We start from the raw sequence: 13,002 nt of genomic DNA, 5'->3' as shown, positions 1-13,002 counted from the left end.
ACGAATCTTAAGCGATCAAAAAAGGCACCCTAGGTGCCTTTTCTTATACTGCGGTAACGCTAAAAGTAGAGGCGCTAAAACAAGCCCCTCTAACAGCGAATCACAAGCCGGATCAGTTATGACCACTCAAGATAGAGTTGATGATCTCTGTGGTTGAGCAGCCATCTTCGAAGTTCAGCACAAGCACTTTACCGCCTGCTGCAATCACTTCTTTACCACCCGCAATGTCTTCGGGTTTGTAGTCGCCGCCTTTTACCAGCAAGCTTGGCAGCACTTCGCTGATCAAGCGTTGCGGTGTTTCTTCCGCGAAAGGTACAACCCAATCCACCGCGCTCAAACCCGCTAATACTGCCATACGGCGATCGGTTGGGTTAACAGGACGACCCGGGCCTTTCAAGCCGCGTACAGATTCATCAGTGTTCACTGCAACGATCAGACGGTCACCCAGTTTTGCTGCTTCATTCAAGTAAGCCACATGGCCAGCATGAAGAATGTCGAAACAACCATTTGTCATAACGACCGTTTCACCACGGGATTTCGCCATTTGAACAGCTGCAATCAGTTGATTCTCAGCAACCACACCAAAACCAGACTGGTGGCTTCCGTGTACCGCTTCGGTCAATTCGATGGTCGACAGCGTAGACGTACCCAATTTACCAACAACGACACCTGCCGCCGCATTCGCAAGGGCACACGCATCAGCCAGTGATTTACCCGCAGCCAGCGATGACGCCAACACAGAAATCACAGTATCGCCTGCACCGGTCACGTCATACACTTCTTTTGCCAACGTAGGCAGACTCAAAGGGTCTTGGCCTTCTTGAAGAAGCATCATGCCATGCTCACTGCGCGTAACAAGTAGCGCGTCAAACTCAAACTGACGAATAAGTTCTAAGCCTTTCTCAACGATGTTTTCTTCCGTTGGGCAAGCGCCCACCACGGCCTCAAACTCGCTCATGTTTGGCGTTAGCAGTGTTGCACCACGGTAACGTTCAAAGTCAGCACCCTTTGGATCAACCAAAGTAGGAATGCCCGCTTTACGCGCCAACTGGATCATCGGCTGCACGTTCTCGAGCGCACCTTTGGCGTAATCAGATAAGATCATCGCTTTGGTGTGCGGCAACGAGGCTTCGATACGCTCAAGGATTGGCGCAACATCCACATTGTGGAAGCCTTCTTCGAAATCAAGGCGAATCAATTGCTGGTTTCGGCTCATCACACGCAATTTAGTGATGGTTGGGTAATCCGCTAAACCAACAAAATTACAATCTACTTTCAGTGAACTGAGGGTTTCATTCAGCACACTTGCTTGCTCGTCTTGACCCACGAGACCAATCAATCTCGCTTTACCACCCAACGCTGCAATGTTCATTGCCACGTTAGCTGCACCACCAGGACGCTCTTCGGTTTGATTAATCTTCACCACTGGCACAGGGGCTTCTGGCGAAATACGACCTGTAGGACCGTACCAGTAACGGTCAAGCATTACGTCACCAACAACCAAGACATCGGCTTGTTGGTAGTCAGGTAAAGTCAGTTTCATTGTTATCTCCAGGGACAAAGGAACGCGTGCGATATTACCACAATGCCTTCAAAGCAACAGCTTCCCAACAAAGAAGCACATTGAAACCTGCAACTTATACCCAAATACGGTTAGAATATTGCTCTTAATATCGAGCTTTATTTAGGAAGCGCAATTCAGCCATGAGCAACAAACACGAAGCACCAACATTCCAATGGTCTTTCCTCCATCCAAAGTATCTTCATACTTGGCTTGGGGTTGGATTGATGTTTCTTATCAGTTGGCTGCCTTATCGCGTGCAACGCTTTTTAGGATTTAAGATCGGTCTGCTGATCATGAAGTTCTTTAAAAGCCGCAAAAAGATTGCCGATCGCAACTTGCAGCTGTGCTTTCCAGAAATGACAGGCGGCGAACGTGAAGCCATGCTCAAAGAAAACTTTGAGCATATGGGCATGGCGTTATTCGAAACCTGCATGGCATGGTTTTGGCCACAATGGCGCATTAAGAAGCACATGAAATTCGTCGGCTTTGAGCACCTAGAACAACTCAAAGCCAGTAAGAAAGGTGGCCTTGTGCTTGCGGTGCATTCGTTCAACCTTGAACTTGGCGCACGCGCCTTTGGCACACACACATCAGGCTACGGCGTATACCGTCCTAACACCAACCCTGTTTACGATTGGTTTCAATACCGTGGACGCACCCGTGAAAACAACGCGATCGATCGTCGCGATGTAAAGCGCATGGTCAAAGAGCTTCGTCAGGGGGAACTGCTTTGGTATGCACCAGACCATGATTATGGCCGCCACCGCTACGCTTGGGCGCCGTTGTTCGCCGTAGAAAAAGCATGTACCACCACAGGCACGCATTTGCTGGCCTCAGCAGGTAAAGCCACCGTATTTACCTTCACCATCACGCGTGATCGTGAAGGCACGGGTTACACCATGACGCTTGATCCGCCGCTAGAGGACTTCCCGTATGACGACGAGGAAGCCGCGGCCATCTACACCAACAAGTTTGTAGAACGTTCGATCCTGCGCGCGCCTGAGCAATATATGTGGTTGCACCGTCGATTTAAGAGTCGACCAGACGGCGAGCCGTCGTTGTACGATTGAGATTCGAGATTCGAGATTCGAGATTCGAGATTCGAGATTCGAGATTCGAGATTCGAAGAATGATGTAGCTCATACACAGAAAAGCCAGCATTTATGCTGGCTTTTCGTTTTTTGATATTGCTCTTACTCGAGACTGCTCTTTCTCGCCTCTCGTACCTGTTTATTCCATCCACACCTTCCATGCATCACGCACAACCTCGCGCTCTTCAAGGAAGCTGTCATCGGCAATCTCGACTGACGCATCGAGCAGGTTTAGGCGGTGAATTTCATCACGCATCGTCGTGTAAGCATCACGCAGTTTAAGCGCTTGCGCCGTATCGAGAATGCCAACCTGTGCCATGTCTTCAAGGATCCGAACATTGTCACTCCAACGCGTGAGTGCTCCCTCATCATGGCTGTTTGCGAGCACCAGATATTGGGTTAGAAACTCGATGTCTGTGATGCCACCTGGGTCTTGCTTGATGTGGAACTTGTCTTTTTCTTTGCTGCCGAGGTGATCGCGCATTTTGATACGCATGTCTGCGACCTCTTTGCGTAGCGCATCCCGATCCCTTTCTTTGGTCAGCACTTTCTTACGCACATCCGCAAAGCCTTTCGCCAACAAAGCATCGCCGTAAATCATACGCGTGCGCACCAAGGCTTGATGCTCCCACGTCCACGCTTCTGTGTTTTGATAGTCGAGGAACGATTCTAACGTTGTCACCAACATGCCCGATGCACCCGATGGGCGAAGACGCGTGTCGATGTCATATAACACGCCCGAGGCCGTGCGGGTTGAAAACAGGTGAACAATGCGCTGCGCCAAGCGCAGATAGAACTGGCGACCGTCGATTTCTTTCGGCCCGTCGGTATACACGTTATCAGGACAATCATGCAGGAACACCACATCCAAGTCCGAGTTATACCCGAGCTCAATGCCACCCACTTTGCCATAACCAATCACAGCAAAACCGCGACCATTGCGATCAGCAAGGTGCGAAGGCTGACCGTATTTTTCAGCCATCTGATACCACGCCTGATTTACCACCGCCTCCACGATCGCTTCGGCTAGGTACGTCAGGTGATCACTCACCTCCATCACAGGTAATACATCTGCAATGTCAGCCGCCGCAATACGCAGCAATTGGGTTTGCTTGTATTGGCGGATCATTTCCATTTGCTGTTCCATATCCTCCTCGGGGATCCGAGCAAGGAATTCGAACAGCTCATTGCGGTATTGATCTAAAGGCGTTGGATTATAGAGGTGTTGAAGATCCAACAGCTCATCCAGCAAGATCGGGAAAGTCGACAGTTGCTCTGCCACCATCGGGCTTGCGCCACACAGTCTCACCAACTGCGCGATGGCACTGTGGTGCTCATCCAGCAACTCAAGGTACGTAGTACGCGTAGCGATACTCACCAACAGCTTGAGCACACGTTCAAGCACTGCTAGCCCGTCATCACGACACAAAATTTGGCTCAGTACGACAGGCATCAAACGGTTGAGCACTTCTCGGCCTCGCGGCCCTAGTGTGCGCTTCGCAAGCTCTTGTTTAAAGTGAAGCAGTGCGTTGGCTTTCTCCGTCGGCGATTTGGCATGCATGTCTTGCAGGATTTTCTCAACCAACTCGGTATCGCGCGCGGCGTCCCACACTTCCCCAAAGACGTCATCAACCTTAGCGTCTTCGTTGTCTTCTTCCTCACCAATCAGATCATCAAACACATCATGCACGCCCTTCATGTGCGCGAGGATCTTGGTGTGTAAATCATCCCAGCACGTTTCGCCCATCGCGATCGCAAGGCGCAATTGATCCACGCTGTCATCTGGCAAGGTTTGGGTTTGCTTATCACCGATGGCTTGCAGTAAATTTTCAACACGACGAAGGTAACGGTAAGACACCTCAAGGGTATCCACGTCTTCAGGTGGCAACATGTTGAGGGTGCGAATGGCATCCAACGTGATAAAAAGGCCACGCTGACGCAAAGAGGGATCACGACCGCCACGGATCAATTGAAAAGATTGCGCGATAAACTCAACCTCGCGGATGCCGCCAGCCCCCAACTTAATGTTGTTGGTTAACCCCCGGCGACGCACTTCACTGCGGATCATGGCTTTCATACGGCGCAGAGATTGGATCGCACTGAAATCGATATAGCGACGGAACACGAACGGGCGCAGCATTTGGCGTAACGTTTGGTAGCAGTCAAATTGCTCCTTCCCCATCACCCGCGCTTTGATCATCGCGTAGCGTTCCCAATCTCGACCTTGTTCTTGGTAATAATCTTCAAGCGCAGCAAAACTCATGACTAACGGCCCACTGTCACCGAAAGGACGAAGTCGCATATCTACACGGTAACAAAAGCCGTCGAAAGTTTGCTGATCCAGCGCTTTGATCAAACGCTGACCGAGACGGGTAAAGAACTGCGCGTTAGAAATACTGCGGCGCGCACCTTCCGTTTCACCGTTCTCAGGGTAAGTAAAAATTAGGTCGATATCGGAAGAAAAGTTAAGCTCGCCACCGCCCAATTTCCCCATGCCGAGGATCAACATGGGCTGCGCATTGCCCGCATCGTCGCGAGGCGTTCCCCACTCTTTACAGCAATAACGATAAAGCCAACCGTAGGCTTCCATGATCATGGATTCTGCCAGCTTAGACAGATGGGCGAGGCTGTCATCCAGACTCATCGTGTCGTTAAAATCATGCCACGCGAGCCACACCATTTCTTGGCGGCGAAAACGGCGCAGTTCACGCATGACGCCGTTTTCATCCATTTGGCTATCCAGCCTTTCTTTTAAACGCTGGCGATATGTTTTTCGACGATGCCCAGAGGCGAGGTTGTCTTTCAGCCAAGGAAGCAGCATTGCATCGTGCTGCATCGACTCAGAAATGAAGTCACTCAGGGCCAAGGTACGATGCAGCAATTCACGCTGCTCACCTTGCCATTGTTCGAGGTTTTCCGCTTGCGTGTCAGACAACGCATCCAATGCGCGAGTTGCGCGATGTTCAAGTTCAGAAGGCAGTGACATGTGTTCCTTTCCTATCAGCCACGAGTCCAAGACATTACTCACCACAGTACCATAAAAAAGCCCACACAATCGGTGGGCTTCTTCAAACACTCAGACATGTTTAGTCATGCCTTGAGCAAAGATTTCCTGCGCGCAGAGAAAACACAATGCTGGCTCACTACACCGCAAACTCTTTGATTTTTAGATCAAGTTGGGTGGCATTGTTTTGCATGCTACCTGATGTTTCCGCAAGTTCAGTCACCACGGTCACCGACGCCTCCACCAGCTCTCTCACATTGGTCAGGTTCAAGTTCATTTCGTCCGCCACCGAGGCTTGCTGCTCTGCCGCTGAGGCAATGTGGAAGTTCATGTCATTGATTTGGCCGATCTGCTCAACGATAAGGTTGAGTTCCTCACCCGCTTTACTCACCGATTCCACACTCTCAACCGCTTCAATCACGCTTTGCTCCATTAAGCCAACGGCTTGCTGCGCAGAAGATTGCAACTGAGTGATCATGTCTTGAATCTCGACCGTCGCTTTTTGCGTGTTTTGAGCCAAGTTGCGCACTTCATCGGCAACAACGGCAAAGCCTCGACCCGCTTCACCCGCACGCGCGGCTTCGATCGCCGCATTCAACGCGAGCAAGTTTGTTTGCTCCGAAATACCTTGAATGGTGACCACCACCGAGCTGATGCGCTCGACACGCTCTTCCACTTGGTTCACGGCGCTCGCCGATTCACGAATGTCGTCAGACAGCTTGTTAATCGTACTAATGGTATTGCTGACATAGCGTTGACCGCTGATCGCTTGTTCCCGAGAATTTTCCGTTGCTTGGGATGCTGCTCGTGCATGCCCTGCAACGCTTTGAACCGTGGACGTCATTTCGCTCATGGCAGATGCCAACAAGTCAATTTCACCGAACTGTTCTTTTGCAGACTCACGGGTTTCATCCATGCTGATGGTCATCACTTCCGTCATGCCCGATAGCTCTTCTGAAGAATCGCGCTGCGCTTTAATCACACTCGCCAATTGTGCGCGTGTTGATTCCAGTTCACGGGCAAGTTCACCGAACTCATCCTTACAATTCATGATCACAGGTTGACTTAAATTCTTACGCGCCATGCCACGGATACATTCTGTGAGGTAGTTGATCTGACGAAGCATCAAGCGGCTACCGCCGAGTAAAATCACCATGAAGGCCACAATCATCAAGGCCGTCTGCCAAACAACTTGCACTAAATAAGCCTGATAGTAGTGGCTTGCCGCTGAATCAGGCTGCGATGCAATGGCCACCCAATCCGTGCCAGACACAGGAATAACAATGCCGTGGCGGTCATCATTCGCAAGGTGGTAAACAAACTCTGTGCGCGTATTTTTTAATTGTTCAGCCAAGCTTGTGCCATTTTCTAAGCGCAGGTTCAAACCGTTAAAATCAGAAATACTCGGGTGCGCGAACACCTTTCCTGAACGGGCATTCGCAAGGTAGACATATTCTTGCTCTGAACTGGTGGCATTTTCTCGGGTTAACACGCGTTCGAGTAACGCCGTGCCATCAGGTAGCGCCAATAACTCCTTGGTTAGCTCTGCACTGCGGATCGCCTGCGTGCGGCTTTGGCTTTCAGTGATCTCAGTGACCGATTCACGAAACGCATTCGCATCCCAAAGCTGTTTTGCGATAAGCAGTATCGTGCTGAAAACCATCAGCAGAATGAGTTTAGGGACGAGTTTGATGTTACTGACAGCCTTTTCCCAAGGCTTGAATATCATCTGAGACATTCTTTTGGCTCCTTGATGTGCAAATCCGCCACACTGATAGACAGCATGGTGATACAGAAGATGGCGCAAGCGTGCTAGATTCACATTCTGTAGCGGCGTTCAACAAAAGGAATTGAGCAATGGCAGATAGCCAAGCGCAAAATTTAGATCTGAATCCAATGAGTTTGCTGAGCTTGCTGCTCTCTTTCGTTTCATTGTGCGTAGTGAGCACAATTTTATTGATACCGAACGACGATCCCCTTTATACCCTACTGTTGGGCATTGACACGTTAATTTGTATGGTTTTTCTGCTTCAAATCGCCATACATCTTCTCAAAACTGATAACAAAGTCACTTATCTAAAAAAACATTGGGTCGATATTCTCGCCAGTATTCCGGTGATAGAAGCGCTCCGTTTCGCGCGCATCTTCCAGATTTTCCGCGTGCTGCGTTTACTCAAAGCCAGCCAGCCCCTTTTCACCTACATGAACGAAAACCGAAGCGAGACCACACTCGCCAGCATCCTTTTGCTTTTGACGGTGCTTATATCCGCGGGATCTGCCTCGATTTTCGCCTTTGAAAGCCACTCTCCCGACGCCAATATCGACAACTTTACCGACGCGATTTGGTGGATGTTCGTGACCATTTCCACCGTGGGTTATGGTGATTATTACCCTGTGACGCCAGCTGGTCGTGCCGTCGCCATCATAGTGATCATGTGTGGAGTGGGGATCTTTGGTGCAATCACGGGTTTGGTAACGTCTTACGTCACCAAGCCTGAGCAAAAAGAACGAGAAAGGGAGCAGCATCGTCGCGCAGCGCTCGAGTTGCTTGTCACTCAGCAAGAAGAAATATTGCGCCGATTGGCGGTGATTGAAACGCAACTCGATAAGACAAAAGGCGACTCTCAGGCGCCCCCAAACAAAGACATGTCCAACAGGCCCTAGAAACAAAAATAGCGCCGAGAAGGCGCTATTTCATCTGCATGTGCTTACTTAGCCAGTGCGTTCTAAAGGAAGGTGATTACACTTCCCAGTATGGCGTTAACGCGACACCGATTTGGCGGCTTTGCATCATGGCATGAAGCAAAGACTCCTCCTTACGGGTCAGCCATTTTTCAATTTGCGTACTGTCATCTTCATCAAACTCGCTCGCCAATTTACGAACAGGCTCAAGCAACTGGATGTCTTCGATGCCTTGCATCAAATCCAGCCAAGGTAGACGGAAGGTCTCGCGATCTTCTTCGTCATAAAGTGACGCAACACAACAGCCTGACAGCAAATTACGCAACAAGCGTGGCAACTGATCCAGATAGCCAAAGCGATCCAATTCGTTTTCAAGCGCGAAAACGCTCAATAACTCATCCCAAGATAAGGTCAGCGAACGGTTCGCAAAACTGCGGACAGGTTCAGCCAATTTATCGCGCACTTTGTCATCCACAAAAGGCTGCCAACCGCGCGTTAGGATCCAACGGCTGAGGTCGAGTAGCAAGTTGCAGTAGCGCGATGAATGGAAGAGCTCCAACATTTCACTGCGCTCTGGTAAGGCTTCATAACGTTCGCCCAGTTTCACCAACAGCGGTTTCTGGCTGTTAAGCTTTCTGAGGAAGTAGCCTTTGTCGCTTTGTAAACGTGCAATCGCACGCGCTTCAAACACCCAATCCAGCTCGCCTTCAAGCCATTGCAGCTCTTGACGCAACAGCGCGCTCGCGCGACGTGGAATCAAACCACCGTAGAGCGTCAGTGCTTGTCGCACCAGCCCCACCGCGTTGCAAATCTCTAAAATCGCGTCTTCTTCAGGGCGTTCAACGTAGATTTGCTCATGATAGTGCCAATGTTCCAACGCATGTTCGAGCGCTTTAACAAATGCTTGTTCGGTAGACTGCATGCCGTCAATCGGGACTAAGCCCAACGCTTTGACATGATCCCCTTGATAATCAGTGGCTAATCGATAGCCACGCGCAGCCTTACTCAAGTTCCCCAAACGCAATCCCCCTTTTTCTGCTAGCTCACGCGCTAACACAAACAAGGCATCGGTCTGGCCGGATTTGAGTTCGATCTCAACTTCACAAATCGGGTCGTAACCACCGTTCTCGGTCGTGACATCACCGCTATCAAACGCGAGTTCAACTTGGCTACTATCTGGCATCGCCACAAGCCATTGTTGGCGTTCAAAATCTGTAGAGAACAAAGGATTAATGTTGGCACTCAGTGCTTCAACATCGAAGCCTTCAGGCCACGCATCTGCGGGAATAAGGGAAAGTTCGGGAGCCGGAGAATCAAGTTCTGCATTATACTCTGGACGCTGATGTAGACCAGCCACTACACGGCCTGCAGTCTTCAGCGTTTGCACATACACGTCATCATAACGTCGGACTCGAAGACCGATATCATGCTGGCGTAGCAAGTAATCCGGGGTGTCGTAATAGATGTTGCCTAGGTTTCGCTGGCGTTGCTGCAAGACCTTTAAATCGGCAACTTTGTCTCGAATTTGGCGTGAAAAATCGGATGAGACAAAAAACTTTAACTCTATCTCAGTTTCCATAAAGGGACCCATAACCAATAGCAGAACAAGGATATGGGCAATTGCTTAGACGAGCAAGAACCTTTCATTGATCTGAACCAGTTTCATTGCAATTGTGATTGCGCTAACATTCGCCGCTCGATTTATCATCGTTTGAAATTTAGTCTCTGTGCAGACTATAAAGGTAGATACGGCTATGCCAGTAAATACAATTATGGGGCTATTTGCGAAAAGCCCGCTGAAACCACTACAGTCCCACATGAGCCGCGTTAGCGAATGTTGCTCACAGTTGGTGCCTTTCTTTGACGCCTGTGAAAATGGGGATTGGGAAAAGGCGGCTGAAATTCGCCACCAAATTTCTACCCTCGAAAAAGAGGCTGATAACCTGAAGCGAGAAATTCGCCTCAAACTCCCTCGCGGTCTGTTCCTTCCTGTAGACCGTACCGACATGTTGGATCTTGTGACTCAGCAAGACAAACTCGCCAACCTTGCTAAAGACATCTCAGGCCGTGTTATCGGTCGTCAACTGCAGATGCCTTCTCCTATTTACACCGATTTTGTTGCGTATGTGCAAAGGTGTCTCGATGCTGCCGATCAAGCGCGTCGTGTCATAAACGAGCTAGACGAACTACTCGAAACAGGCTTTAAAGGACGTGAAGTCACACTGGTCGAAGAAATGATCAATCAACTGGATACCATCGAAGACGATACTGATTCGATGCAAATCCATCTTCGTCAGAAACTGATGTCCATCGAACACCAATACAACCCGGTTGACGTCATGTTCCTGTACAAAATTCTCGAATGGGTTGGCGAAATTGCTGACCAAGCACAACGTGTTGGCTCGCGTCTCGAGCTCATGCTTTCGCGTTCTTAGTGCAACAATCAACGAATTAATAACAAGGTATAACAATGGAAATCCTGGCGAATTACGGCACCATTATTATTTTGGTGGCCGCGGCTTTTGGTTTCATGATGGCAATTGGTATTGGTGCAAATGACGTTGCCAATGCGATGGGTACGTCGGTGGGTTCTAAAGCACTGACCGTTAAACAAGCCATTATCATTGCAATGATTTTTGAATTCGCTGGCGCATACTTAGCTGGCGGTGAAGTCACCGACACAATCCGAAAAGGTGTTATTGAAACATCGCTCTACGCGAATCAACCCGAAATTCTCGTTTACGGCATGATGTCTGCGCTTCTTGCGGCAGGTACATGGCTATTGGTGGCGTCCTTCATGGGCTGGCCTGTTTCAACCACCCACTCCATCATCGGTGCAATCATCGGTTTTGCGTGTGTGTCTGTGGGCACAGAAGCGGTTGACTGGAGCTCAGTGCAAGGCATCGTGGGAAGCTGGATTGTCACCCCGCTGATATCTGGTCTGTTCGCTTACGTTATCTTTATCAGCGCCCAACGCCTGATTTTTGATACCGACAAACCACTGATCAATGCAAAGCGTTTTGTCCCTGTGTACATGTTCCTGACGGCGCTCATCATCGCGATGGTGACCATCAAGAAAGGCCTTAAACATGTGGGTCTGCACCTAACAACGGGTGAAGCCGTGATGGTATCAGTGGCGGTATCCGCCTTGGTCATGCTCTTCGGCTACTTCTACATTGCCCGCAAATACGCAGACAACTCTGCAGCATCTGCGAACGGCTACGAAGGTGTAGAGCGCGTGTTCAGCTTGCTGATGGTGGTTACCGCATGTGCCATGGCATTCGCACACGGTTCAAACGACGTAGCAAACGCGATTGGCCCACTGTCGGCTATCGTATCTACCGTTGAGAACATGGGTGCAATCACCGAGAAAGCACACATCGCATGGTGGATTTTGCCACTGGGTGGTGCGGGTATTGTTGTTGGTCTTGCTACCTTGGGCCACAAGGTCATGGCGACCGTGGGCACAGGCATTACTGAGCTGACACCAAGCCGTGGTTTTGCCGCACAGCTAGCAACCGCGTCTACCGTTGTATTGGCGTCAGGCACAGGCCTTCCAATCTCAACCACGCAAACACTGGTGGGTGCAGTATTAGGTGTTGGTTTTGCTCGCGGCATTGGCGCATTGAACCTCGGCGTTGTGCGTAACATCGTGGCATCTTGGGTCGTTACCCTACCAGCAGGTGCGTTACTTGCCGTTATCTTCTTCTACGTGATGCGCGCAGCGTTCGGCGTATAAGAAGGCCATTTCCGTCACGTTTTTGTGCGGTGATGTCAGTCTTCGGTCAAAAAAGGGAGGTTATGCCTCCCTTTTGTTGTACCTGAGGGGCAAAATTTTTTAGTATCTGACACAAACAGATATTCGCGACCAACCAAAGGAATAAACCGTGAAGCAACTTTTTTCTGCTCTGGCTGTGATTTTGATGCTTGTAGTACCAGCCGCCCATGCGCAGGACAACTACATTTCAGATGAACTATTCACCTACATGCATTCAGGTCCGGGTACTCAATTCCGTATTATCGGCAGTGTCGATGCGGGCACGAAAGTTACCGTTGTAGATAGAAACCGCAACGCGGGTTACACCCAAGTGCTGGATGAGCGCGGTCGTAAAGGTTGGGTTGAAAGTAAATACGTGTCTAACCAACCGGGTCTAAAAACGCGTATGCCTGCGCTTGAGAAAGAACTAACGCAAGTGAAATCAGCACTGGCGAACGCACAAGGCGATTCAGAAGCAAAAACCAAAGGCTTGATTGAATCTCTTGAGCAGCGTAATGCACAACTAAAAGAACTCGAAACACACACCAGCGAGCTGAACCAAAAGCTGATCGACGCTCAAAGCGAAATTCGCGAACTGCGCGCGCGCATTGATACGCAAAAAGATGATCTTCTAATGCGTTGGTTCACCTACGGCGCAATGGTTGCTGGCGCAGGTCTGCTGTTTGGTTTGATTCTTCCGCACCTGATCCCACGTCGTAAGAAGCGTAATAACGGTTGGGCGTAAGCATCTCCCTTTAAAGACGAAAAAAGCCGCTGATGCGGCTTTTTTGGTTTTAGGGGAAAGATCTGGGTCCTGGGTCCTGGGTCCTGGGTCCTGGGTCCTGGGTCCTGGGTCCTGGGTCCTGGGTCCTGGGTCCTGGGTCCTGGGTCCTGGGTCCTGGGT

Annotated in this window: 9 protein-coding genes; 5 read left to right on the top strand and 4 right to left on the bottom strand. The window is 50.0% G+C overall.

What is annotated here, in order from left to right:
• Positions 1–112: 112 nt before the first annotated feature.
• The gene (gene hldE / locus EQP46_RS23295) at positions 113–1,543 is read right to left on the bottom strand and encodes a bifunctional D-glycero-beta-D-manno-heptose-7-phosphate kinase/D-glycero-beta-D-manno-heptose 1-phosphate adenylyltransferase HldE (RefSeq protein WP_129495874.1); all 1,431 of its coding nucleotides are present in this window, start codon (positions 1,541–1,543) and stop codon (positions 113–115) included.
• A gap of 161 nt (positions 1,544–1,704) precedes the next feature.
• On the opposite strand from hldE, the gene lpxL reads away from it, so the two are divergent.
• A complete protein-coding gene (gene lpxL, locus EQP46_RS23290; protein WP_129495873.1) occupies positions 1,705–2,634 on the top strand; it encodes an LpxL/LpxP family Kdo(2)-lipid IV(A) lauroyl/palmitoleoyl acyltransferase in 930 nt (309 codons plus the stop codon).
• 160 nt (positions 2,635–2,794) lie between these two features.
• Here lpxL and glnE read toward each other — a convergent pair whose 3' ends face one another.
• On the bottom strand, positions 2,795–5,641 hold the full coding sequence (gene glnE / locus EQP46_RS23285; protein ID WP_129495872.1) for a bifunctional [glutamate--ammonia ligase]-adenylyl-L-tyrosine phosphorylase/[glutamate--ammonia-ligase] adenylyltransferase: 2,847 nt from the start codon (positions 5,639–5,641) through the stop codon (positions 2,795–2,797).
• Between the two features lie 157 nt (positions 5,642–5,798).
• Entirely contained in the window at positions 5,799–7,397 is a 1,599-nt protein-coding gene (locus EQP46_RS23280; RefSeq protein ID WP_129495871.1) for a methyl-accepting chemotaxis protein, read from the bottom strand.
• Between the two features lie 119 nt (positions 7,398–7,516).
• Here EQP46_RS23280 and EQP46_RS23275 point away from each other — a divergent pair, with 119 nt between their 5' ends.
• Positions 7,517–8,323, top strand: coding sequence for a potassium channel family protein (locus EQP46_RS23275; RefSeq protein ID WP_129495870.1), 807 nt, complete (start codon positions 7,517–7,519; stop codon positions 8,321–8,323).
• 76 nt (positions 8,324–8,399) lie between these two features.
• Here EQP46_RS23275 and EQP46_RS23270 read toward each other — a convergent pair whose 3' ends face one another.
• Positions 8,400–9,920: a CYTH and CHAD domain-containing protein gene (locus EQP46_RS23270; RefSeq protein WP_129495869.1), complete on the bottom strand. Its 1,521-nt coding sequence runs from the start codon at positions 9,918–9,920 to the stop codon at positions 8,400–8,402.
• A gap of 175 nt (positions 9,921–10,095) precedes the next feature.
• On the opposite strand from EQP46_RS23270, the gene EQP46_RS23265 reads away from it, so the two are divergent.
• The 3 genes from EQP46_RS23265 to EQP46_RS23255 all read left to right on the top strand — a co-directional run bounded on the left by EQP46_RS23265 (position 10,096) and on the right by EQP46_RS23255 (position 12,843).
• On the top strand, positions 10,096–10,776 hold the full coding sequence (locus EQP46_RS23265; RefSeq protein WP_129495868.1) for a TIGR00153 family protein: 681 nt from the start codon (positions 10,096–10,098) through the stop codon (positions 10,774–10,776).
• Between the two features lie 35 nt (positions 10,777–10,811).
• Entirely contained in the window at positions 10,812–12,080 is a 1,269-nt protein-coding gene (locus EQP46_RS23260; protein ID WP_129495867.1) for an inorganic phosphate transporter, read from the top strand.
• Between the two features lie 148 nt (positions 12,081–12,228).
• On the top strand, positions 12,229–12,843 hold the full coding sequence (locus EQP46_RS23255; RefSeq protein WP_129495866.1) for a TIGR04211 family SH3 domain-containing protein: 615 nt from the start codon (positions 12,229–12,231) through the stop codon (positions 12,841–12,843).
• Positions 12,844–13,002: the final 159 nt, after the last annotated feature.

The organism is Enterovibrio baiacu (genome assembly GCF_004120195.1).
GTDB classification, from domain to species: Bacteria; Pseudomonadota; Gammaproteobacteria; order Enterobacterales; family Vibrionaceae; genus Enterovibrio; species Enterovibrio baiacui.
This window is presented reverse-complemented; position numbering and strand designations above follow the sequence as displayed.

Bases quoted from the DNA above. Each gene is read 5' to 3' on its own strand.
- EQP46_RS23260 (WP_129495867.1), top strand. From the start codon at position 10,812: ATGGAAATCCTGGCGAATTACGGCACCATTATTATTTTGGTGGCCGCG.
- EQP46_RS23270 (WP_129495869.1), bottom strand. From the start codon at position 9,920: ATGGAAACTGAGATAGAGTTAAAGTTTTTTGTCTCATCCGATTTTTCA.
- glnE (WP_129495872.1), bottom strand. From the start codon at position 5,641: ATGTCACTGCCTTCTGAACTTGAACATCGCGCAACTCGCGCATTGGAT.
- EQP46_RS23275 (WP_129495870.1), top strand. From the start codon at position 7,517: ATGGCAGATAGCCAAGCGCAAAATTTAGATCTGAATCCAATGAGTTTG.
- hldE (WP_129495874.1), bottom strand. From the start codon at position 1,543: ATGAAACTGACTTTACCTGACTACCAACAAGCCGATGTCTTGGTTGTT.
- EQP46_RS23265 (WP_129495868.1), top strand. From the start codon at position 10,096: ATGCCAGTAAATACAATTATGGGGCTATTTGCGAAAAGCCCGCTGAAA.
- EQP46_RS23280 (WP_129495871.1), bottom strand. From the start codon at position 7,397: ATGTCTCAGATGATATTCAAGCCTTGGGAAAAGGCTGTCAGTAACATC.
- lpxL (WP_129495873.1), top strand. From the start codon at position 1,705: ATGAGCAACAAACACGAAGCACCAACATTCCAATGGTCTTTCCTCCAT.